This is a genomic window from Corynebacterium urinipleomorphum (assembly GCF_900155535.1).
Lineage (GTDB): Bacteria > Actinomycetota > Actinomycetes > Mycobacteriales > Mycobacteriaceae > Corynebacterium > Corynebacterium urinipleomorphum.
Map to the genome: position 1 here is coordinate 648,769 of NZ_LT706965.1, position 21,191 is coordinate 669,959.

21 protein-coding genes and 1 pseudogene are annotated in these 21,191 nt (G+C 63.7%); 7 read left to right on the forward strand and 15 right to left on the reverse strand.

Translation table 11 applies throughout. From position 1 onward, the window contains the following. Positions 1-1,062 carry a GNAT family N-acetyltransferase gene (locus CZ338_RS10240; protein WP_087118090.1) on the forward strand — a complete coding sequence of 354 codons (1,062 nt, stop codon included), beginning with the start codon at positions 1-3 and terminating at the stop codon, positions 1,060-1,062. Here CZ338_RS10240 and CZ338_RS10245 read toward each other — a convergent pair. Then, a complete protein-coding gene (locus tag CZ338_RS10245; RefSeq protein WP_087118091.1) occupies positions 1,059-1,397 on the reverse strand; it encodes a DUF3592 domain-containing protein in 339 nt (112 codons plus the stop codon). The genes CZ338_RS10240 and CZ338_RS10245 overlap by 4 nt on opposite strands. Positions 1,398-1,568: 171 nt before the next feature. Here CZ338_RS10245 and CZ338_RS10250 point away from each other — a divergent pair, with 171 nt between their 5' ends. Continuing rightward, positions 1,569-3,143, forward strand: a complete 1,575-nt coding sequence (locus tag CZ338_RS10250; RefSeq protein WP_204211933.1) for an FMN-binding glutamate synthase family protein — start codon at positions 1,569-1,571, stop codon at positions 3,141-3,143. Here the strand turns inward: CZ338_RS10250 and CZ338_RS10255 are convergent. After that, complete coding sequence (locus CZ338_RS10255) at positions 3,140-3,772, reverse strand: Rv2732c family membrane protein (protein ID WP_087118093.1); 633 nt, start codon at positions 3,770-3,772, stop codon at positions 3,140-3,142. The two genes, CZ338_RS10250 and CZ338_RS10255, sit on opposite strands and share 4 nt — an antisense overlap. A gap of 83 nt (positions 3,773-3,855) precedes the next feature. Beyond that, positions 3,856-5,298: pseudogene (gene miaB, locus CZ338_RS10260) on the reverse strand (tRNA (N6-isopentenyl adenosine(37)-C2)-methylthiotransferase MiaB); the annotation flags it as partial. Positions 5,299-5,559: 261 nt separating this feature from the next. Here miaB and CZ338_RS10265 point away from each other — a divergent pair. Beyond that, on the forward strand, positions 5,560-6,456 hold the full coding sequence (locus tag CZ338_RS10265; protein WP_087118095.1) for a transporter substrate-binding domain-containing protein: 897 nt from the start codon (positions 5,560-5,562) through the stop codon (positions 6,454-6,456). 22 nt (positions 6,457-6,478) lie between these two features. Here the strand turns inward: CZ338_RS10265 and recX are convergent, their stop codons facing one another. From recX to CZ338_RS10280, 3 genes are all read right to left on the reverse strand, one after another. After that, positions 6,479-7,108 carry a recombination regulator RecX gene (gene recX / locus CZ338_RS10270; RefSeq protein ID WP_087118096.1) on the reverse strand — a complete coding sequence of 210 codons (630 nt, stop codon included), beginning with the start codon at positions 7,106-7,108 and terminating at the stop codon, positions 6,479-6,481. Positions 7,109-7,114: 6 nt separating this feature from the next. After that, positions 7,115-8,236: a recombinase RecA gene (gene recA, locus CZ338_RS10275; RefSeq protein ID WP_087118097.1), complete on the reverse strand. Its 1,122-nt coding sequence runs from the start codon at positions 8,234-8,236 to the stop codon at positions 7,115-7,117. Positions 8,237-8,400: 164 nt separating this feature from the next. After that, positions 8,401-8,616 (reverse strand): DUF3046 domain-containing protein, encoded by a 216-nt coding sequence (locus CZ338_RS10280; RefSeq protein ID WP_087118098.1) that lies wholly within the window; start codon positions 8,614-8,616, stop codon positions 8,401-8,403. A gap of 93 nt (positions 8,617-8,709) precedes the next feature. Here CZ338_RS10280 and CZ338_RS10285 point away from each other — a divergent pair, with 93 nt between their 5' ends. Genes CZ338_RS10285 through CZ338_RS10295 form a run of 3 tightly spaced genes read left to right on the forward strand, consistent with a single transcriptional unit; the run spans position 8,710 to position 10,658 of the window. Then, entirely contained in the window at positions 8,710-9,294 is a 585-nt protein-coding gene (locus CZ338_RS10285) for a biotin transporter BioY (protein ID WP_087118099.1), read from the forward strand. 9 nt (positions 9,295-9,303) lie between these two features. After that, a complete protein-coding gene (locus CZ338_RS10290; RefSeq protein WP_087118100.1) occupies positions 9,304-10,038 on the forward strand; it encodes an energy-coupling factor ABC transporter ATP-binding protein in 735 nt (244 codons plus the stop codon). A gap of 2 nt (positions 10,039-10,040) precedes the next feature. Next, the gene (locus CZ338_RS10295) at positions 10,041-10,658 is read left to right on the forward strand and encodes an energy-coupling factor transporter transmembrane component T family protein (protein WP_087118101.1); all 618 of its coding nucleotides are present in this window, start codon (positions 10,041-10,043) and stop codon (positions 10,656-10,658) included. A gap of 9 nt (positions 10,659-10,667) precedes the next feature. Here CZ338_RS10295 and CZ338_RS10300 read toward each other — a convergent pair whose 3' ends face one another. From CZ338_RS10300 to pgsA, 4 genes are all read right to left on the reverse strand, one after another. Then, a complete protein-coding gene (locus tag CZ338_RS10300) occupies positions 10,668-11,525 on the reverse strand; it encodes a PspA/IM30 family protein (protein ID WP_087118102.1) in 858 nt (285 codons plus the stop codon). 106 nt (positions 11,526-11,631) lie between these two features. After that, positions 11,632-12,027, reverse strand: coding sequence for a helix-turn-helix domain-containing protein (locus CZ338_RS10305; RefSeq protein WP_087118261.1), 396 nt, complete (start codon positions 12,025-12,027; stop codon positions 11,632-11,634). A gap of 8 nt (positions 12,028-12,035) precedes the next feature. Then, entirely contained in the window at positions 12,036-12,641 is a 606-nt protein-coding gene (locus CZ338_RS10310; protein WP_087118103.1) for a CinA family protein, read from the reverse strand. Next, complete coding sequence (gene pgsA / locus CZ338_RS10315) at positions 12,638-13,195, reverse strand: CDP-diacylglycerol--glycerol-3-phosphate 3-phosphatidyltransferase (RefSeq protein ID WP_087118104.1); 558 nt, start codon at positions 13,193-13,195, stop codon at positions 12,638-12,640. Before pgsA ends, CZ338_RS10310 begins: the two co-directional genes overlap by 4 nt. 45 nt (positions 13,196-13,240) lie before the next feature. Here pgsA and CZ338_RS10320 point away from each other — a divergent pair, with 45 nt between their 5' ends. Next, on the forward strand, positions 13,241-13,525 hold the full coding sequence (locus CZ338_RS10320) for a YciI family protein (RefSeq protein ID WP_087118105.1): 285 nt from the start codon (positions 13,241-13,243) through the stop codon (positions 13,523-13,525). Here the strand turns inward: CZ338_RS10320 and CZ338_RS10325 are convergent, their stop codons facing one another. The 5 genes from CZ338_RS10325 to CZ338_RS10340 all read right to left on the reverse strand — a co-directional run bounded on the left by CZ338_RS10325 (position 13,526) and on the right by CZ338_RS10340 (position 21,189). Beyond that, a complete protein-coding gene (locus CZ338_RS10325; protein WP_087118106.1) occupies positions 13,526-14,701 on the reverse strand; it encodes a TerC family protein in 1,176 nt (391 codons plus the stop codon). A gap of 198 nt (positions 14,702-14,899) precedes the next feature. Beyond that, the gene (locus CZ338_RS11290; RefSeq protein WP_268875433.1) at positions 14,900-15,022 is read right to left on the reverse strand and encodes a hypothetical protein; all 123 of its coding nucleotides are present in this window, start codon (positions 15,020-15,022) and stop codon (positions 14,900-14,902) included. Between the two features lie 64 nt (positions 15,023-15,086). After that, a complete protein-coding gene (locus tag CZ338_RS10330; protein WP_087118107.1) occupies positions 15,087-18,284 on the reverse strand; it encodes a DNA translocase FtsK in 3,198 nt (1,065 codons plus the stop codon). A gap of 72 nt (positions 18,285-18,356) precedes the next feature. After that, complete coding sequence (locus CZ338_RS10335) at positions 18,357-18,983, reverse strand: TIGR03085 family metal-binding protein (RefSeq protein ID WP_087118108.1); 627 nt, start codon at positions 18,981-18,983, stop codon at positions 18,357-18,359. 79 nt (positions 18,984-19,062) lie between these two features. Continuing rightward, positions 19,063-21,189 (reverse strand): ribonuclease J, encoded by a 2,127-nt coding sequence (locus CZ338_RS10340; protein WP_087118109.1) that lies wholly within the window; start codon positions 21,187-21,189, stop codon positions 19,063-19,065. Positions 21,190-21,191: the final 2 nt, after the last annotated feature.

Below are 21,191 nucleotides of genomic sequence, written 5' to 3' on the forward strand. Positions count from 1 at the left end.
TTGCAGTCCCTCCTCTACTCCCCCGCCAGCCCCGACGCCGACGACATCGTCGGGGCGTACGCCTTTTCGGCGACGCTGGCTATCCAGGACATCACCGGCGACGCGCATTCCGGGCTGACGGCTTCGCACATGAGCAAGCGCCTCGAGGGGTCCGCGGAATCCGAGGCGCTCCTGTTCGCACTCACCAGCGTGCGAACGCCTCGGCCGCTGGGTGCGCGCGGCTACCCGGAGCTGCGCGTCGAGGACCTCGGGGACATCGACGCATGGGTGTTCGTCTCGCTCCCGCTTCTCGAGGACACCGGCATCCTCGAAGCCACCGTCACGCTCGATGCCGCCATTGCGCCACTGCCCGGCGACCCCGTTCCGGAAGAGCCGTGGGAGAGCGCTTTATCGCTTATCGACGCCTTATCCCACTCCTTTTCCCGCCCCACCCGCCACATCTGGGAGACCCATGCCCCTGGCACCGGCTCCCCTGCCACCGAAATTCTGACCGCCGCCGGCTACACCCCCGCTTACCGCGAGGAGCAAGCCACGTTCGCTGTCGACGCGTGTGCGCGCCCCGCAGCCGTCGACCAGCTCCCCGTCGACTCCATTGACGTGGTGTTCAATAACGAGATTTCCGCCGACGATCTCACCTTGTTCCGAGCACTTCTCACCGCAGCGTCCGAGGGGTACCCGCGCGGGGACTTGAAGCTCGACACAGTCGAGTGGACCGAGCAGCGCCTCCGCGACGCCCAGGCGCGGCTGCTCGACCGCGGCGGCAACCAATACACCGCGATCGCGTACAGCACTGCACCCGACAGCGAGCGTCTCGCAGCCGGTCTCGCCGAAGCCGTCCACTTTGATGCCGACGAGGACTCGCTCATCGAGCTCGGCCTCGTGTACGTCTTGCCCGCCTACCGCCGCGCAGGTGTCGGCACCGCACTGGTGGAATCCGCATTGGCTGCCGCAAAGAGCCGGTGGCCGGAGGTGGAGACGGGGTACAGCTCATATCCGTCGATAAGCGGTGCTGCGCGCACAACCCCGATCTCCGCGACGACCGCCTGGCAGCGATCCCGCTAATCGACGACGAACTGCTGCGGATCCGCCGGATCGTAAAACACAGTGACCGACTGGTTGAGTCGCGGACTCTTCGACGCATTCGACGCAGGTGCCGTGATTACGCGGCCATCGGCGGTAGTGAACTCGACCACCTCGAAGGTGCGCGTCGCGTATTGCTGAATCTCGCCTGAAATCATCTGCCTGCGCTTATCTACATCCACGACGCGCCCCTGAACCTTGACTCCGTTGGCGTGCATCTCGTCGACGCCGCGTTTACGGTACGAGCGCGTATACGCGATGACCCCGATAATGACGGCAACGACTGCGACCGAAACGATGATTGATGTAGCGCTCATACCTTCATTATCGCTTCCTTGGAACCTCTCCGCTCGCCGCGAACCCGTTGTTTCCATCACGTCTGAGCTGGAACTACGGCGAGTTTCCCCAGTTTAACAAGACGTATTTTTCACGGCACCCTGGGAATTGTTTGTGATTTTCATGCAACGAGTGAATTGGTGATGTCTGGAATGAAGAAGGCCGTGTCGTCGTTTGGAAAATTCGTGGCGAAGAAACCGCGGGCAGCGATCGCAGGAACAGCCGCAGCCGCGACAGCGTCCCTGGCGGTACGAGATCTGCGTCAGAAGGACAACGCGATCTTCCGCAACTACCCGGTGCTGGGCCACGCCCGCTATCTCGCGCACCGCATCCGCCCCGAGATCCAGCAGTACTTCGTGGAGAACAACTGGGACGGCCGCCCCTTCAACTTCCAGACCCGCCAGATGATCAACCAGCGTGCCGACGGCACCGAGGGCGAAATGTCCTACGGCACCGAGCGCGACGTCATGGAGGCAGGTTTCGAATACCTCGTCCACTCCATGATGCCGGCTGAAATGCCTGCAGAACCGCCCCGCGCCCACATCGGTGGCAAAGACTGCACGAAGCCCTACGACATGTCGCTGATGAATATCTCCGCCATGTCTTTCGGTGCGCTGTCCGCGAACGCCGTCCGCGCACTCAACAAGGGTGCAGAGCTCGGCGGTTTCGCCCACGACACCGGCGAAGGCGGTCTGAGTAGCTATCACATGGAAAATAACGGGGATCTCGTGTGGGAAATCGGCACCGGCTACTTCTCCGCCCGCACCGAGGACGGCCGCTTCGACCGCGGCAAGTTCGCCGAGCTCTCCGCCATCGACCAAGTGAAGATGACGGAGCTCAAGATCTCCCAGGGTGCCAAGCCCGGCATCGGCGGCGTTCTTCCGGGCGCCAAGGTCAGCCCCGAAATCGCCCGCGTGCGCGGTGTCCCGGAAGGCAAGACCTGCGTGTCCCCGTCCCGCCACTCGGTGTTCTCCACACCGACCGAGCTCATCGAGTTCATTGCCGAGATGCGCGAGCTCTCCGGCGGCAAGCCCGCGGGATTCAAGATGTGCGTCGGCTCAATGATCGACGTGCTGTCCGTCTGCAAAGCCATCCAGAAAGTGGGCACCGCCCCCGACTTCATCGTCGTCGACGGCTCCGAAGGCGGCACCGCCGCGGCCCCGCTCGAATACGAAGACCACGTCGGGCTCCCGCTGACGGAGGGGCTCATGATGATGCACAACGCGCTCGTCGGCACCGGCCTGCGCGACCAGGTCAAGATTGGCGCGTCCGGTAAAGTCGCCGCCGCCAACGACATCGTCAAACGCCTCATTCAGGGTGCGGACTACACCAACTCCGCCCGCTCCATGATGATGGCCGTCGGCTGCATCCAAGCCCAGAAGTGCCAGACAGGTAAATGCCCGTCCGGCGTGGCCACCCAAAGCAACTGGCGCCAGCGCGCCCTCGACGTGGACTCGAAAGCTCTGCGGGTGAAGAATTACCACGACGCGACAGTCCGTCAAGCCGTGTCCATGATGGCGTCCTGCGGCGCGACCTCCCCCGAAGATCTCACCCCGAACATGCTGCGCCAGGTCATTGCGCCGGGTGTCACCCGCTCTTACGAAGCACTCTACGAGTGGCTGCAGCCCGGCGAACTGCTCGCCCAGGCGCCCGCGGCGTGGGAAGAAGCCTGGGACCAGGCGAGCCCCGATGAATTCCGGTTGCCGGTGATCACTCAGGTGCGCTAGTCCTCGCGGGCGAGGCGGTGGCGTTCGGCGGCGCGGGCGCGGCGGTCGTCGATAAGTTGGCCCGCGTCTTCGGCGCGGCGGACCGATTGCTTCCTTGCTGCGGCTTGTGCTTCGGCGACGGGGTTGAAGTCCGTCTGCTCGCGGCGCAGCGCCTCCATTTTCTGCTGTTCGGCGTCGCGGCGCATCCAGGCGGCCGTGAGGAATGGCACGGCGACGAGAACGCACGCGATGGCCAGGTACATGCCCGCGCCCGTGGAATCTCCGGTGGACCCGGTTTGACGTAGCCAGAGCCCCAGCAGCGCGGCAACGAGAGAGACGCAGCCGGCCATCCAGCCGAACAGCGCGAACGACGTGCGGCGCATGATCACCAGCAGCAGCGTGAACACCGGCAGGCATACAAACGACAGCACGGCGAAGACACGCTCGCCGATGGCCACGTCGACGGTCTCCGGCTCGGTGAACGTGAGCATGCGCCACCCGGCAGCGTCGCCGGCAAAAGGAAGCAGCAAGGCCAGCACATAGAGCGCGACGAGTGCCGCAAGCACCCAGCGGCGCGCGCCCAGGTCCACGGTGCCGGCACGCTGCTTCTCCAGCGCGGCGAGGTCAGCGGTTGCGGTGCGTTCAGTCATGGGTGCTCCTTATCCGCACGAGCCGCAGGCGCTGGCGGCGGGGGCGGGGGCTGGCGCGGGGGCGCCGATCGTCGGGATGCCCAAGCCGACGNGGGGGCGGGTGCTGGCGCGGGTGCGCCGATCGTCGGGATGCCCAAGCCGACGCCGACGGGCGCGGTGGTGGGAACCTGGCCGGCCTCGGCGTTGTCGCCGGCGAGCGTGCGGCGGTGGGCGTGGATGCCGGAATCCGCGATGAGGTAGTGCGGGCGCGAATCGGTCACCGTGACGTGCACGATGTCGCCGGGGCGCACCGAGCGGTCGATATTGCCCTCGACGGTGAAGTGGACGAGGCGGCCGTCGCGCGCGCGGCCCGACATGCGGCCGGTGTCCTTCTTGTCGTGCGTCTCCTGGACGAGGAGCTCCTGCTCCGTGCCCACGAGTTTCGCGTTCTCTTCCCCGCTGATGCGCTCCTGCAGCTCCAGCAGGCGCTCGAAACGCTCCTGGACGACCTTCTTCGGGACCTGCTCCTCCATCGTCGCGGCCGGTGTGCCCGGACGCGGCGAATACTGGAACGTGAAGGCCGAGGTGAAACGCGCCTTTTCGACGACGTCGAGAGTCGCCTGGAAGTCTTCCTCCGTCTCCCCCGGGAAACCGACGATGATGTCGGTAGTGATCGAGGCGTGCGGGAGTTTCTCGCGCACCTCGTCGAGGATGCCGAGGAATTTCTTCGAGCGGTACGAACGGCGCATGTCCTTGAGCACCTTGTCGGAGCCGGACTGCAGCGGCATGTGCAGCTGCGGGCACACGTTCGGGGTCTCCGCCATCGCGTCGATCACGTCGGAGGTGAACTCCGCCGGGTGGGGCGAGGTGAAGCGGACGCGCTCCAGCCCCTCGATGTCGCCGCAGGCGCGCAGCAGTTTCGAGAACGCCGAGCGATCGCGCTTCATCTCCGGGTCCACGAAGTTCACTCCGTACGCGTTGACGTTCTGCCCCAGCAAGGTCACCTCGGTGACACCCTGGTCGACGAGCGCTTTGACCTCCGCGAGAATGTCGCCCGGCCGGCGATCCTGCTCCTTGCCGCGCAGCGACGGCACGATGCAGAACGTGCACGTGTTGTTGCATCCCACGGACACGGATACCCAGCCAGCGTAGGAGGATTCGCGCTTAGCCGGAAGAACGGACGGGAAGTGCTCAAGGGACTCGACGACCTCGACCTGCGCTTCCTCGCTCACGCGTGCTCGGTCAAGCAGTGCGGGCAGTGCCGCCATGTTGTGGGTGCCGAACACGGCGTCGACCCACGGCGCTTTCTCAATGACCGTGTCGCGGTCCTTCTGTGCCAAGCAGCCCCCGACGGCGATCTGCATGCCGGGGTGGTTTCGCTTCACTTCGCGCAGCTGGCCGAGCGTACCGTAGAGACGCTGGTCGGCGTTCTCGCGTACGGCACACGTGTTGAAGACAACGAGGTCCGGTTCCGCGTCTGCGGCGGCAGCCTCGTACCCCGCGTCCTCGAGCAGACCGGACAAACGCTCGGAATCGTGAACGTTCATCTGGCAGCCGAAGGTGCGCACCTCGTACGTGCGCGGGACACCGTCTGCCCCGACCGCCGCGTTCACGGCGGATTCCGGGGACGCCGAGTGAGCAGTTGCTGTCGCCTGTGTCGCTGTCGTCGCTGAAGTCGCTGTCGTCACGGTGCACAAGTGTATTGCCCGCCATGGCCAAGACATAACTGCTTGAACATGAGTGGAGCACGGTAATCTGAAGTCCAGTCCTAGGGTGCCCGAGCACCAGCCCCGCAAAGGGAGGCAGCCATGTCCATCACCACGCGTCGCCGTGCAGCGTTCATTCTCTTCGGAGCGGCGGCGAGCGCCACGCTCGCAGCATGCAGCGCTTCTCCCGCAAGCGATTCAAACGGGAGTTTGCTGGAGAGCATCGAAAACGGCGACGTGACCGTCGGGGCGGCGTTCACGAACCCTGGCTTGAACTTCCGCAACGAGAACGGCAGCGTCGCGGGTTTGGACACGGACGTCGCCGAATACGTGATCAACACGATTGCCGACGAGAACGGCTGGCGCCACCCCCAAATACAGTGGCGGCACGTCCCCAACGGCCAGCGCGCCGACATGCTCAACCATGCGTACGTGGACATGGTCGCTTCGACCTACTCCATGAATCAGGAACGCGCTGCGAGAACAGCATTCGCCGGCCCCTACCTGCTCACCCACCAGGCGCTACTGGTGCGCGACGGGGCGGACGAGTTCTCCGACGTGGAATCGTGGGGCGGACGCAGCTTGTGCTTCGTCACCGGCACAACAGCGGCTGGGACGATCAAGACGAAACTGCCAGATGCCGTGCTCGAGGAGTACGACTCTTACGATGCCTGTTTGAACGCCCTGCGCAACGGCCACGTCGAGGCGGTGACAACCGACGCGGCGATCCTTGAAGGCTTCGAAGCACGGGAGCCGGACGTGTTCAACGTGGTCCCGCTCGAGGTGGACGGGCACCCGCTTACCGACGAGCACTACGGCCTTGGCCTCCGCGACAACGACGAGGCGACGATCAGGGCTGTCAACAACGCCCTGAAGCAGATGTACGAGGATGGTTCTTTCGACAGGTTCGTCACCCAGAACCTGCAGGCAGACCCTGACTCGATGAGGGATACGCCTGGTGATGTTTCTTTCCTAGACGCCGAGAACGACAAGAAATAAGCGGGACCGCGTGACGCCGGCGCTACGGCTCGGCGAGTTCCTCGCAGCGTGAGTCGAGGGCTTCCCGTGCTATCTGAAGCGCCATCGCCTGCGGGAACCCACGGCGCGCCAGCACCCCGACGATGCGGCGCAATTCCTTGTCGCGGGCCGACCTGTCAGCAGGAACAGTCTTAACGCTGCGCGCCTTCTTCCGGGCTAGTTCTCGGGCGAGCTCGCGCTCGTCCGACTCGTCGATCTGCTCAAGGGCGCTTTCACGGTCGGCGGCGGAGACGCCTTTGTCCTGTAATTCGCGTCTGAGCACCGTCGTGGATTTCCCCCGGCGTTCGAAACGCTGGCGCACCCATTCGCGGGCGAAGGCTTCGTCGTCGATCAGGCCGGAACGCGTAAGGGAGTCGAGAACATCGTCTACGAGATCAGGGTCGGGACCGTCCTCCCCTTCTTTCACCCGACGGGGATCAAGGAGGCGTTCCCGGAGCTCGTGGCGCGAGCGGGAGCGCTGGTCCAGCAGACGCAGGGCTCGCTCCCGCACTTTCGCGGCGGCCTTCTCGTACTCGTGGTCGATCAGGCCCGGTCCCTCATCGGCCGCGTACGCGTCGAGAGCTTCTTGTAGTTTGCGGAGTTTCTCCGGGTCCGGTTCACGCCGCTGCGGCATAAGTGGTTAGCTCTCTGCCCCTGCGGCCGCGTCATCGTCTTCGTCGTCGAAGTCGATGTTGGGCACCATGTCGATGGCTTCGTCGCTCAACTCGTCGTCCTTGCCGGCGAATTCGCCGACGCCGAGCTTTTCAAAGATCTTCTGCTCCAGCTCGTTCGCCAGATCTGGGTTCTCTTTGAGGAAGAGCCGGACCTTCTCCTTGCCCTGCCCCAGCTGGTCGCCTTCGTACGTGAACCAAGAACCGGATTTCTTGATCACGCCGTTGTCCACGCCCATGTCGATGATGGAGGATTCCCGCGAAATGCCCTCGCCGTACATGATGTCGAACTCGGCGATCTTGAACGGCGGCGAGACCTTGTTCTTCACCACTTTGAGGCGGGTGCGGTTACCGATCGAATCTTGACCGTCCTTCAGTGTCTGGATGCGGCGCACATCGCAGCGCACCGACGAATAGAACTTCAGTGCCTTACCACCGGTGGTGGTCTCCGGGGACCCGAACATGACGCCGATCTTCTCGCGCAGCTGGTTGATGAAGATGGCTGTGGTGCCGGAGTTGTACAGCGCACCGGTCATCTTGCGCAGCGCCTGGGACATGAGGCGCGCTTGGAGGCCGACGTGGCTGTCGCCCATCTCACCCTCAATCTCGGCCTTCGGTGTCAGGGCGGCCACCGAGTCGATGACGATCATGTCGATCGCGCCGGAGCGCACGAGCATGTCGGCGATCTCGAGTGCCTGCTCACCGGTGTCCGGCTGGGACACCAGCAGATTGTCGGTGTCCACGCCCAGCTTCTTGGCGTACTCGGGGTCGAGCGCGTGCTCCGCGTCGATGAAAGCGGCGATGCCGCCCGCCTTCTGCGCCTGCGCGATGGCGTGCAGCGCCACCGTGGTCTTACCGGAAGATTCCGGGCCGTAGATCTCCACGATGCGGCCGCGCGGCCAGCCGCCGATGCCTAAGGCGACGTCGATCGCCGTGTTGCCGGACGAGATGGACTGGATCGGCGGGCGCTTCTCGTCGCCCAAGCGCATGATGGCACCTTTACCGTAGTCCTTCTCGATCATCGCCATTGCCGCGTCAAGCGCGTTTTGGCGGTCATTCGCAGCGGAGGCAGCTTTCTTCTTCGTTGCCATGGCGTGGTTCCTTTCCTTTCGTGCGTACCCGGACGTAAGTGGGGCGAATCAGTCTCATTGAATTAGACCGCGTTCACCCGCGCCCGGTTCCCCATTCACTGAAAATCACACTAGTGGGGTCCGCGACACCACCTTCGAACATACACGCACGAATGTTCGAATAGTTATTCGCTCGGACGGTCGATCCCCAGTCGACGCTCCTCGGGGATGTCGAAGGCATCGCACAGGCGGTCCCACACGATGCGGGGGTCCACGCCGGCGTCGATAAGCTCGCCTGCCGTCTTCCCCTCACCGGGGAAAACGTGCGAGGACACGACCCATTGCCCTTTCGCGTCGCCGAATTCGTCCTCGACGAGTTGGTGGAATTCCGTCAAACGCATGCGCCCCAGCTTACGCGCGCCTGAAGCACGCTTATCGACGCCTCACCCAGCCCCCAATTGAACACCGTTCAATTGGGGGCTACTGTTTCCTCCATGACTACTTCACGCACTTCGGGCGCACGCGGTACAAGCGCCGCTACCGATATCGCTTACATCGCGGTTTTCGCCGCCCTCATCTGTGTGCTCGGTTTCGTGGCCATCCCGGTCGGCTCCGCTGGTGTGCCGATCGTGCTGCAAAATGTGGCCACGATCCTCGCTGGCCTCGTTCTTGGCGGACGACGCGGATTCCTGGCCACCGGCCTCTTCCTCCTCATCAGCGTTGCTTTCCCCGTCCTCGCCGGCGGCCGCACCCTCATCCAAGCCTTCTCCGGCCCGACCATCGGCTATCTTCTCGGCTATCTGCTCGGAGCAGGTGCCGCCGGCTACATCGCTTACCGTGCCCCGCGCAACAACAAACTCGCCATGGTGGGAATGTTCTTCCTTGGCGGCATCGTTGCTGTGCTGCTGCAATACTTCTTCGGCGCGCTAGGACTCATGTGGCGCGCGGACATGGGCTTGGGCCCGGCCATTGCAGCTCAGCTTCCCTTCATTCTGCCGGGCATCGCCAAGCTCGCCGTGATGGTCGCGATCGCGTTCGCCGTCCACTCGGCGTTCCCGCAGCTGCGCAACACGCGGTAGCCTCGCGCTGTGCCCAACATTTCCTTCGACCGCGCCAGCGTCGCATACGATTCCGACGTCATTCTGCAACCGCAGACCTTCGAGTTGTCTGAGCAGCGCATCGGGATCATCGGGTCGAACGGCTCCGGGAAATCCACACTGGTGAGGATGATCAACGGCCTCATCGAACCGTCCTCAGGCACTGTCCGTTATAACGGTCTCGACGTAGCCAAGCACGGCAAAGCGGTCCGCCGTAAAGTCGGATTCATTTTCTCCGACGCCGAAGCCCAGATTGTCATGCCGCGGGTGCGCGACGACATCGCGTTTTCTCTGCGCCGGTTCAAACTGCCCAAGGCTGAGGTGAATGCGCGCGTGGACGACATGCTCCACCGCTTCGGTCTCGCGGACCGAGCCGAGAACTCGCCTCACACCCTCTCCGGCGGGGAGAAACAAATGCTCGCTTTGGCCGCTGTGCTGGTGATCGAACCGGAGACGATCATCGCCGACGAGCCCACCACCCTGCTGGATATGCGCAACCGCCGCCGCATTATCCGTGAGCTGACGTCGCTGGAACAGCAGGTCATCGTCGTCACCCACGACATTGAGATGCTCGCGGATTTCGACCGCGTCTTGTGCGTCAACGACAGCGACATCGTGTTCGACGGTCCCCCGCGCGATGCCATCGCGTTTTACACAGACCTCATGGACCGTCTCGACGCAGAAGGCACACCTGGTGGCAACTACACCGACGGACCGGGGTTCTGACAGTGCGAATCCGAGAGCTGCCCATGGGCGTGTACGTACCCGGCTCCACGCTCATCCACCGGACACCGCCATCGGTGAAATTCGTGGCACTGCTCCTGTTCATCGTCCTGATCACAGCATTGCCCACCCGCCCCGTGCATACGATAGCTGCGGCAGCGAGCGTAGGAGTCCTGTACGCGGTCGCGCAGATTCCGTTCCGCACTGCCGTCAGGCAAGTCGCGCCCATCCTCCCTTTCATGGTGTTCATCGGCGCCTTCCTGTGGTGGCAGAACGGCTTTGACAGCATGCTCGTCACCGTCTTCGGCCTCATGGCGGCGCTCATGGCGGCAACCCTGTTCACGCTGACCACGACGATTGAAGCTCTCATGGAGGCCCTGGAAACCAGTATGGCCCCGTTACAGCGCATCGGCGTCCCCGTGGACACCGTCAGCCTGGCAATCGCGCTGACCATTCGGCAGATTCCCGTGCTCCTCGGCACAGCTAACGAGTCCCTGGACGCGCGAAAGGCCAGGGGCGCGAATCTGTCGCTCCTGGCCTTCGGCACACCGCTGGTCATCCGCAGCGTACGCCACGCTCAATTGACGGGCGAAGCGCTAATGGCGCGCGGTGCGGTGGATTAACGCACCGTTTTAGCGCTCGCCGCGCAGCTCGCGCATGCGGGCCGCCACAGCGTCCTTATCCACCTCGGAGTAGCTCGCGGCGGACGCGGAATCGCTGGAGGAAAAGGAGTTGCCCTGCTCGATCGCCGGCTTCTGGCCGGATTCGAGCTGGCCGCCCATCTCGGCGCGGATCTGCTCGAGGCGGTTGTGGCCGGCCATCTGGATACCTGCCTGCTCCACCTCGGCCATGCGGCCCTGAACGGAGTTCTGGGCGAGCTCGGCCTGGCCGAGAGCGTTGGAGTAGCGGCGCTCGATCTTCTCGCGAACCTGGTCCAGGTTCGGCTGGTTTCCACCCGTGATCGAGTTCATGGACTGCAGGGACTCGGCGACTTTCTCCTGCATCTTGGCCTGCTCGAGCTGGGACAGAAGCTTGGAACGCTCCGCGACCTGCTGCTGCAGCTTCATGGAGTTGCGCTCCACAGCCTGCTTCGCCTGCTCCGCCTGCTGGAGAGCCTGGTCGTGGAGAGCCTTCGTGTCCTCCACGCCCTGCTCCGCGGTGACAAGCTGAGCGGCGAATGCCTCGGCGGCGTTCTCGTACTCGGTGGCCTTAGCATTATCGCCCTGGGCACGGGATTTATCGGCGAGCTGCAGCGCCTGCTTGGTGTTGGCCTGCAGCTTCTCCACGTCGGCGAGACGGCGGTTGAGCTGCATCTCCAGCTGACGCTGGTTGCCGATCACGGCGGCGGCCTGCTGGGAGAGCTCTTGGTGCTGGCGCTGGGCCTCACCGATGGCCTGCTCGATCTGAATCTTCGGATCGGCATTCTCCTCAATCTTGTTGTCGAAGAGGGCCATCAGGTAATTCCAGAATTTGCTGAACGGATTAGCCATGGTCGAGAATTTCGCCTTTCTACAGCGTGGAGTTTCACCACGTCACATGATTCGTCGCTAACGGTTCAATGGTAGCGGAGCAGGGCAGGCCGTGTGGGGCGGCCGCTTAGACCTCGGCGGCCGCTGGAGGGGTCTGGGCCAGCTCGTCCTCCATCGCCTGAAGCGAGAGGTTGGCGGCTGCTTCCAGCAGCAGTTCCGACACAGTGGTGTCCAGCGCGACGCACACGGCAGCGAGGAGCTCTGACGAGACTTCCTTGCGGCCGCGTTCCAGCTCAGAGATGTAGCCGGGCGAGACACGCGCCTCGGCAGCGAGCTCTCGCAGGGTCACGCCCTTATCCGCGCGGAAAGCACGCAGTGACATCCCGAGAGCCTCGCGCAACAGCGGCTCGCGCACCCGTGTCTTCGTTGCAGGAGTAGCAGCCGACGGGGCGTTGTTCTGGGCAGAATCCGCAGAGCGGGTCGCCGGGGTGGGCTGGTAATTGAGCGTCGTTGTAGTTGCCATCACGTCGTTCAACGGTTGTCCCCTCCATTTTGTTCCCGAGCGGCGTCACGCTCGACCTCGTACAGCACCGCGTGGAGAGCAGCAGCCACCGCCAATTCGCGGATCTGCTGCCGCTCCCCGACCAGCACTCGCACGGGTTCCCGAGCCCCCGGGACAAGTGCGAACTGTGACAGCTCCGGGGCTACCGCGATATCGGCGAGGATCTCCGCGGCCGGGTGGGACACAGTGCGCGACGGGCCAGCCACCGCAATGTGCACTTCACCCACCGGGTGTCCGTCCTGCGGGTCGGGTCCAGCAACACCGGTCAGTGCCACCCCCCACGTGGCACCGCAAACGGACTGCGCGCCGCGGGCCATATGGCGCGCAGTCACGGAGGAGACCGGGCCGTGCCGGTCAAGAACCGCTGCAGGAACACCGGCCAAAGAGCCCTTCAGATCAGTCGCGTACGTGACTAACCCGCCGCGCAGGACTTTGGATGCGCCGGGCACAGTCGCCGCAGTGGCGCTGGCCAACCCCGCCGTCAGGGATTCACAGAACGCGAGGGTCTCGCCGCGCTCGGTGAGGGTGCGGACGAGGGAGGGGGCAGAGGAGACGTCGATAAGCGGGCCCGTCATGCAGTTGCCTTGTTCGCTTTAGCGCCGTCGACGAGGTACTGCACGCCGGTGACCACGGTGACCACGACCGCGATGAGCATGACCACGAGCGTCGGGATGTCCATCCAGGCGGGCAGCGGGCATAAGTACATGGCAACACCCACGGTCTGCAGGACGGTCTTGAGCTTGCCGCCCTTGGAGGCCGGAACGACCTTGCCTCCGCGCAGGAGAACCATGCGCCACAAGGTGATGCCCAGCTCGCGCACGATGATGACCACCGTGATCCACACCGGCAGCGGGCCCGCAATGTTGAGCGTGACCAGCGCAGTGATCATGAGCGCCTTATCCGCGATGGGGTCCGCGATTTTGCCAAAGTCCGTGACAAGGCCGCGGGACCGGGCGATGTCGCCGTCCAGCTTGTCCGTAATCATGAGCGCGACGAAGACGCCGAACGCCCACCACCACCGCTCCGACAGAACGAGCCACGCGAAGACAGGGATGAACAGGATGCGCAACGAGGTCAGAATGTTGGGCAGATTCCAATTCGACGGCTTTTGCTGGGTCGGAGCGTTCACGCCCTCAACCCTACATACTCGCGCCAGGCGCTAAACTTCGCGCCCATGACCTATTTCATTGTCACTTACACATACGGCGAGAAATCTCTCATCCAGGACACGCGCCCCGCGCACCGCGACTTCATCACAGGCCTCAAGGACAACGGCGATGTGATCGCGGCGGGCCCCTTCGCGGGCGACGAACAGTCCGTGATCATTGTCCGCCTGCCGGAGAACGCGACACAGGCCGACGCCCAAGCATTGCTTGCCGACGACCCCTACCTCGCCGCCGGCGCCCTCGCCGACCGGGATTTCCGCGAGTGGAACCCGGTCATCAACGTCTGGGACTAACTAGTCCTTGCGTCCGCCGCGGGCGACGTCGAGGTGATCCGTCTCCCGCGAGCCTGTGGCGGTGTGGTCGCCCTTGCCGGACGTGGCCGGGTCGTCGATCCACTCGATGTGGTGGCCGTGGTTGTCCACCTTGCGGCGGTTGCCATGGTCGTCGTAGTCGATGTGGTAGCTCTGCTCTTCGCGGGTAGAGCGGCCCGCCTTCACGTCGGCGCGCTCCTTGATGATCGAGGCGACTGCGGTGACAGCCAAGACTCCGACGATTACAAGCAGGGACGTCACAGTTCCGATCTCGGGCACATTCAGACCCTCGCCTCCGTTGATGAACGGCAGGTTGTTCTCGTGCAGGGCGTGCAGAAGCAGCTTCACACCGATGAAGCCCAGCACCACGGCCAAGCCGTACGGCAGGTAGACCAGCTTGTCCAGCAGGCCGTTCAGAAGGAAGTACAGCTGGCGCAGGCCCAGCAGTGCGAATGCGTTGGCAGTGAAGACCAGGAACGCTTCCTGGGTGATGCCGTAAATGGCCGGGATGGAGTCGAAGGCGAACATCACGTCGATGAAGCCGATGGACAAAAGCGCGACGAACAACGGGGTGACGGCCTTCTTGCCCGCCTCGGTGGCGGAGATCAACCGGTCACCGTGATACGACTTGGTCACCGGAATGACCTTGCGCAGGGTCTTCACCACGAACATGTCGTTCGGGTCAGGATCCTCCTGGTCAGTAGCCTCGTCGTACACCAGCTTAATAGCGGTGTAGAGCAGGAACGCGGCGAAGATGTAGAACACATCCGACCACGCCTCGATGATCACCGCACCGAGCAGGATGAACAGCAGACGGCACACCAGCGCGATGACAATTCCGATGAGCAGCACCTTCTGCTGATACGCGCGCGGGATCTTGAAGGAGCTCATGATCAGCGCGAACACGAACAGGTTGTCCACGCTGAGCGAGAGCTCCGTGATGTAGCCGGTGAAGAACTGCACACCGTGTTCAGCGTCCCACAGCCACCACACGATGCCGCCGAAGACGCACGCCATGGCCATGTAGAACAGAGCCCAGCCACCTGATTCTTTCATGGTCGGCTCGTGCGGGGTACGCACGTGTGAGACGAAGTCGAAAATGAAAAAGCCGAGGATGACCACCGAAGTGATCAACCAAATCGATACAGGCACGTGCATGTAAAAGACCTCCGGTTGAGATGACAGGTAACCGGAGGTCTCCCCCACCTGCCACCGCGGCGGGCCGCCTGGACCGGGAACCGAATGCGGTTAGCCGTGTTGACGATCCGAGGCACTTTCGGGGTACTCCCCTCCAACGAAGAGCAACCCTACTTGATCGCGCTAGCGACCACACATCTCGCCTCGCGGCACCGGCGTTTAAACGGCGAAAGGGTCGTCGTCGGCATCGAGGTTAAGCCGAAGCTCAATCGAATCAGCGATGTCAGCGACGAGCTTTTCGCCGTAACGGTCCGCGATGAACGCTGCGGGGGCCGGCCACATCGAGCAGCTCAACATTGTCGAAAAGAACAACAGAGAACCGGAACCTGGGAGTACTGCCCATCGGTTAGAACGCGCCGCCGGTCGGGTTGTAGGTTGCCTTGACGGTCTGAGTGCCGCTATCTGCCGGAGCGGACTCGTCGCCGGTCGACGATTCGTCGTCAAGCGATTGCTCCTCGAGGACTTCCTTGGGTGCTTCGGCCGGATCGGCGCCCTTGATCATCCACTGGATAGTCTCCAGCTCCTCGGGCTTGACCAGCACCTCACGCGCCTTTGAGCCTTCGGACGGGCCGACGACGCCGCGGGATTCCATGAGGTCCATCAGGCGGCCAGCTTTAGCGAAGCCGATGCGGAGCTTGCGCTGCAGCATCGACGTGGAGCCGAGCTGGGAGGTGACAACGAGCTCGACGGCCTCGAGGAGGTCGTCCATGTCCTTGCCGATCTCCTCGTCGATCTCCTTCTTCTCCGGAGCCTTCTCCTCGGTGACACCCTCGGTGTAGTGTGGCTCGCCCTGCGCCTTGACCGCTTCGACGACAGCCTGGATCTCCTCGTCGGAGACGAAGGCGCCCTGAAGGCGCTGCGGCTTGCCGGCGCCCTGCGGGATGAACAGCGCGTCACCCATGCCGATGAGCTTCTCGGCGCCGCCTTGGTCGAGGATGACGCGGGAGTCAGTCAGTGAGGACGTCGCGAACGCGAGGCGCGACGGCACGTTCGTCTTGATCAAGCCGGTGACCACGTCCACGGACGGACGTTGCGTCGCCAGGACGAGGTGGATGCCCGCCGCGCGCGCCTTTTGGGTGATGCGGACAATAGAGTCCTCGATCTCTTTCGGGGCCGTCATCATCAGGTCGGCGAGCTCGTCGACGACGCAGACGATGAGCGGGTACGGCCGCATCTCGCGCTCCGACCCGGGAGGCGCGGTGTACTCGCCGTTGCGGACTTTCTTGTTGAAGTCCTTGATGTGGCGCACGCGCGCGGACTTCATGTCCATGTAGCGCTGCTCCATCTCCTCCACGAGCCACTGCAACGCAGCCGCTGCCTTCTTCGGCTGGGTGATGATCGGAGTGATCAGGTGCGGGATGCCCTCGTACGGCGTGAGCTCCACCATCTTCGGATCCACGAGGATCAGGCGGACCTCTTCTGGAGTCGCGCGTGTCAGCAGTGACACCAACATGGAGTTCACGAACGCGGACTTACCCGATCCGGTCGAACCCGCCACGAGCAGGTGCGGCATCTTCTGCACGGATGCGGAGACGAAATCGCCCTCGATGTTCTTCCCCAGGCCGATGAGCATCGGATCCTGCTCCGCGCGCACCTTCGGCGCGTCGAGCACATCGCGCAGACGGACCATCTCACGGTCCGCGTTAGGCACCTCGATGCCCACGGCGGACTTTCCGGGAATCGGGGTGAGCAGACGCACGTTGTCGGTGGCTACGGCGTACGCGAGGTTGGACTGCAGATTTGTGATCTTGGAGACCTTCACGCCCGGACCGAGCTCGACCTCGTACCGCGTCACTGTCGGGCCGCGGGAGAACCCGGTGACCGCGGCGTCGACCTTGAACTCCTCGAAGACATCAGTGATCGCCTCGATCATCCGATCATTGGCTTCGGTGCGCGTCTTCGGGGCATTGCCCGGGATAAGCAGGCTTGTCGACGGCAGGTTGTAGTCCGTCGCCGTCTCCGGCTCCCGTGCGGCCGGAGGCGCGGTATCGGTTGTCGCCTGCTGCGCTTTGTCCTTCTCGGAATTCGGTGTGGACGCAGGGATTGCGGACGCGTCGATACCCGAGCGGGCGATGATCTGCTTGCGCATTTCCTCGCGCGCCTGACTCACAGCATCCGCGGGCTCTTCGGCCGCTTCTGTGGTGCTGCCCTGCTCTGTGTTTTCAGCCGCTGCGCGGGTAACAGGTATCGGAGCTGTGTCAGACGGCTTCGGTGCAGCTGCCTTCGCAGGGCGTTTGCGGACCTTGCGCTCTGCCTGAGCGGGAGCCGCAGGCATCTCCTCGGTGAACTGAGGTTCCCCGAGTTGTTCCTCGACGGCACCCTCCTGGTTGCCGGAACGGGAGAGCGTGCGGGTCTCGTTCGCAGCAGCAGGAGGACGCGGACGGGACCGGCGGGGAGCAGGTGCAGGTGCGGGTGCGGGATCCGCTGGAGCGTCGAAAATCGTCGGATCTTCCGCTTGCTCGTCGACCGGGTAATTGTCCATCGGCGAGCGTGGACGTGCGGCCGGGCGGGAATGGACTCGCCCCTGGACGCGCTCGCGCGGACGGCGCTCACGGCCCTCAGCGATATCGTCGAGGTCGCTTTCGACGTGACCGTACATGTCGTCGTCTTCATCATCGCCTTCAACCGGGTCCGGCGTTTGGGCGTTGGACGCAATGCCGCGGATCAGGTTTCGGATGTAGTCGAAAGACTCGCGGACCGTGATTCCGGTGGCGAGCAAAGCAGCGTACAGGATCACCAATCCCAGCAGCGGGACAGCGACGTACGGCGTGAAACCTGCGCTCAGAGGTCCGCCGACGACAGCGCCGATAGCACCGCCAGCAACCTTTCTTTCCGCCCAGCTGCCGGGCGTGCCCGCAAAAATGTGGATCAATCCGAGCATGCACACCGCAATGATCGTCATCCCGGCACCGCTGTGCGCACGTTCGGAGGAGCTTCCACCAATACCGAGCATGATCGCAATGGCAATTCCAACGAGCACCACCGGCAGAACCAGAGCACCCGCTCCGATGACCCAGTGGACACCGCTGGCGATAGCCGCACCCACTGGCCCTGCGATATCGAGCCACACGGAGGCACCCAGCACAGCAGCGAGACCGATGAGAAGCAGTCCAACTGCATCGGCTCGACGACCGCGGTCGGTCATCTTTTCGTCGTCATCGAAGTCGCCTCCGATGACACTGTCATCTACGTCATTCGTGGTATCCGGTTCGATTTCGGCCTGCTCCGGTGCCGCGGGCCGGTTCCTTCGGCGGCGAGGAGTAGCCTCCGCAGCGTCGTCGAGAAGATTATCGCTCGACCGCTTGTGCGAGCTGCTTTTCCTGCCGACAGACGAGAAGGCTTCCGTCACTTCTCGCGCGGCATTCCCCATGCCACGACCAACCGCGCCGACTGCAGAGCCGACCCGCTCATCGGCGGTGTCCGCCGCGACGGTCGTGCCCGATGCGGACGAGCGCGAATACCCGCTTGCCGTGCGGGAATCGCGGCTCTTCGGACCGGTCTTCGGTCGGCCATTTTGGCGGCGCTGGGTACTCGTGACAGACATGGCCACAACTGTAATGCCCAGTTGCACCTTAAGTCACATGCGCCACACCAGCGCCACTAAATTCAAATGTGTCTAGAGTCGACGCTTGACTTTGTTGGTATCGGCCCGATCCCCGTCGATCTCCACCTCGACGGCATCGCGCCCCGTCACCCACAGCAAAAGCTCGCCCGGATCGCCACTGACCCGGACCACACGGTCGCCTTGATCCGCCACACCCCGTTTGCCCCCGAGAGTCAGCGGCGGGTGGTTCGGAGGGGTGAGAACTACCGGCACATCTACCTTGCCCAGTGAGAGATGGCCCATCAGTTTCGCGGCCTTGAGCAGATCACCTTCCACCGCACGGGAGAATTCCCGGGGAACTACCTCTCCCCCACCGCGGCGAACATCTTCATGGTGAATGAAGTGCTCCGACGTATTCATCGCCTTGTCCACCGGTTTAAGGAAGACAGGCGGGCCAGCGGCCCATTCATCAACCACATCGCTGTACTGGCGCTGCTTCACCTTTGCTTGCGCCTCGTCTGTCAGAGATTTCAATGCTGGGAGGAAGTAACCGCCGGCAAGATAGGGTTTGCGCTCGCGGAGGTACAAATGCGCGGCCAAGTCAGCCGTAGTCCACCCCTCGCACAGCGTGGGCGCATCCGGCCCTACTTTGAGCAACAAGTGGGCTAGCTTATCGCGCTCTTTCTGCTCAAACGACATAGGCCCCAGCCTAGCGTGGCTGGGGCCTAGCGTCCGGTGACACCGTCAGGCGCTAAGGAACGTCGGTGTCTGAAGTTTCCTACAACGACTCGCGGGAGGACTCGACATCCTCGTTACTGAGCGGCGCAGTATCGTCGGCGCTCATCGGAACCACCGTCGGGAGAATGACCGGCTCGCGCTTGTACTTCTGCTCGATCGTGCGGGACACGCGGCGACGAATCTGCTGCACCATGCGGTACGGGTCGTTCTCGCCTTCAGCCGCAAGATCGAACATGGTGTTTTCCACCAGCTCGACGAGGTCCGGCAGGACACCGCGGTCATCGTCGACAAGACCCGTCGTGGACACTGCCGGGCGCTCGATGAGGCGGCTGGTACGGTCGTCGATCACGCAGGTGATGGAGATAACGCCGCCGGCGGCCAGGTTGGTGCGGTCCGCCAAGACATCCGGGTCCACGTCGCCCATGGTGGTGCCGTCGACGTACAGGTTGCCCACCTGGTACTGGCCAGCAACCTTGATTTTGCCGTCCACCATGTCGACCACCACACCGTTTTGCGCGAGCACGGTGTTCTCCGGCTTCACGCCGGTGGCGATAGCCAGCTCCTTGTTAGCACGCAGGTGGCGCCATTCGCCGTGGACCGGCATGGCGTTGCGGGGGCGCGCCATGTTGTACAGGAACAGCAGCTCACCGGCGTAACCGTGGCCGGACGCGTGGACGTGGGCGTCGTCACTGGTGATCACGTTAGCGCCGATCTGGGCGAGGTTGTTGATCACGGCGAAGACAGCTTCCTCGTTACCCGGGATGAGTGACGAAGACAGGATGATCGTGTCGCCGTCGCGGACAATGATCTGGCGGTGCTCGCGGCGGGACATGCGTGACAGCGCAGCCATCGGCTCACCCTGCGTACCGGTGGTGATGAGCATGACCCGGTGGGGGGCCATCTTGGCAGCCTCCTCGATCGGGATGATCGTTCCCTTCGGGGCCTTGAGCAAGTTCATCTTTTCGGCGATTTCCATGTTGCGGATCATGGAACGGCCATTGAAGGCGACCTTGCGCCCCGAGGCGACAGCGGCGTTGACCGCCATCTGCACACGGGACACGTTCGATGCGAAGGATGCCAGCACGACGCGCTGCTTCGCTGCCTGAACAAGGCGGATGAGGGTCTCCTCGATGCCTGCCTCCGACGCGGAGATGCCCGAAATCGTGGCGTTCGTGGAATCGCAGAGGAACAGGTCGATGCCTTCGTCACCGTAGCGTGCCAGCGCCGGAAGGTCCGTCGGCTTGTTGTCGTACGGTGTCATGTCGACCTTGACGTCACCGGTCATGCACACTGTGCCAGCGCCAGTCTTGATCACCACACCAAGGCAATCCGGGATGGAGTGGCCGACATGGAAGAAACGCAGGTTATACGGCCCGACAGTGATCTCGGACTTGGCATTGACCTCATGCAGCTTCGGACGCTGGCGGTGCTCCCGCGTCTTCGCAGCGATGAGCGCATTGGTGAACTTCGCCGAGTAGATCGGGATATCCGGGCGCAACTTCAGCAGCCACGGGATAGCACCGATGTGGTCCTCGTGGCCGTGGGTGACCACGAGAGCCTCAACTTTGTCCAGCTTGTTCTCGATCGGCCCGAAGTCCGGAAGGATCAGGTCCACACCCGGCTCGTCGGACGACGGGAAGAGGACACCGCAGTCCACGATGAGCAGACGGCCGTTGTACTCGAAGACCGTCATGTTGCGGCCGATCTCGGAAATACCGCCGAGGGCGTAGATGCGCAGACCGTTCTGCGGGGGCTTCTGGGGCGCAGGCAGACGCTTCGTCAGGTCCGCACCCTGCATGCCCTTCACCGGGTTACGGCGGTTGTCGCCGCCCCGTCCTCCGCGGCCGCGACCACGTCCCCGTCCGCGGCCACGATTGTTGTTGCCGCCGCCACCGTTGTTACCGCCACGGTGTCCGCCGTTACCGCCATTGTTGCCGTTACCGCCGCGGTTGTTGCTGCCGCCGTCGTGGTCAGCGTGGTTGCCGCCATTGTTGCCGCCGCCGTTGCTGTGGTCGGGGTTGCGGCCGTTATTCCCGTTGTTGGAACCGTTGCCCCCGTTGTCGCCGGGTTGAGTCTCCGCGGCCCGGAAGACCGGTTGCTGGTCTCCGGCCTCGGGCGGGCCCGCCTTGCGGGTCACTTTACGGGAGCGATTGCGGGGTTCGTTCATGC

Excerpts from the sequence above, each read along its gene's own strand:
- CZ338_RS10245 (WP_087118091.1), bottom strand. The coding sequence starts at position 1,397 with ATGAGCGCTACATCAATCATCGTTTCGGTCGCAGTCGTTGCCGTCATT.
- CZ338_RS10250 (WP_204211933.1), top strand. The coding sequence starts at position 1,569 with ATGAAGAAGGCCGTGTCGTCGTTTGGAAAATTCGTGGCGAAGAAACCG.
- CZ338_RS10255 (WP_087118093.1), bottom strand. The coding sequence starts at position 3,772 with ATGACTGAACGCACCGCAACCGCTGACCTCGCCGCGCTGGAGAAGCAG.
- CZ338_RS10265 (WP_087118095.1), top strand. The coding sequence starts at position 5,560 with ATGTCCATCACCACGCGTCGCCGTGCAGCGTTCATTCTCTTCGGAGCG.
- recX (WP_087118096.1), bottom strand. The coding sequence starts at position 7,108 with ATGCCGCAGCGGCGTGAACCGGACCCGGAGAAACTCCGCAAACTACAA.
- recA (WP_087118097.1), bottom strand. The coding sequence starts at position 8,236 with ATGGCAACGAAGAAGAAAGCTGCCTCCGCTGCGAATGACCGCCAAAAC.
- CZ338_RS10280 (WP_087118098.1), bottom strand. The coding sequence starts at position 8,616 with ATGCGTTTGACGGAATTCCACCAACTCGTCGAGGACGAATTCGGCGAC.
- CZ338_RS10285 (WP_087118099.1), top strand. The coding sequence starts at position 8,710 with ATGACTACTTCACGCACTTCGGGCGCACGCGGTACAAGCGCCGCTACC.
- CZ338_RS10300 (WP_087118102.1), bottom strand. The coding sequence starts at position 11,525 with ATGGCTAATCCGTTCAGCAAATTCTGGAATTACCTGATGGCCCTCTTC.
- CZ338_RS10305 (WP_087118261.1), bottom strand. The coding sequence starts at position 12,027 with ATGGCAACTACAACGACGCTCAATTACCAGCCCACCCCGGCGACCCGC.
- CZ338_RS10310 (WP_087118103.1), bottom strand. The coding sequence starts at position 12,641 with ATGACGGGCCCGCTTATCGACGTCTCCTCTGCCCCCTCCCTCGTCCGC.
- CZ338_RS10320 (WP_087118105.1), top strand. The coding sequence starts at position 13,241 with ATGACCTATTTCATTGTCACTTACACATACGGCGAGAAATCTCTCATC.
- CZ338_RS10325 (WP_087118106.1), bottom strand. The coding sequence starts at position 14,701 with ATGCACGTGCCTGTATCGATTTGGTTGATCACTTCGGTGGTCATCCTC.
- CZ338_RS11290 (WP_268875433.1), bottom strand. The coding sequence starts at position 15,022 with ATGTGGCCGGCCCCCGCAGCGTTCATCGCGGACCGTTACGGCGAAAAG.
- CZ338_RS10330 (WP_087118107.1), bottom strand. The coding sequence starts at position 18,284 with ATGTCTGTCACGAGTACCCAGCGCCGCCAAAATGGCCGACCGAAGACC.
- CZ338_RS10335 (WP_087118108.1), bottom strand. The coding sequence starts at position 18,983 with ATGTCGTTTGAGCAGAAAGAGCGCGATAAGCTAGCCCACTTGTTGCTC.
- CZ338_RS10340 (WP_087118109.1), bottom strand. The coding sequence starts at position 21,189 with ATGAACGAACCCCGCAATCGCTCCCGTAAAGTGACCCGCAAGGCGGGC.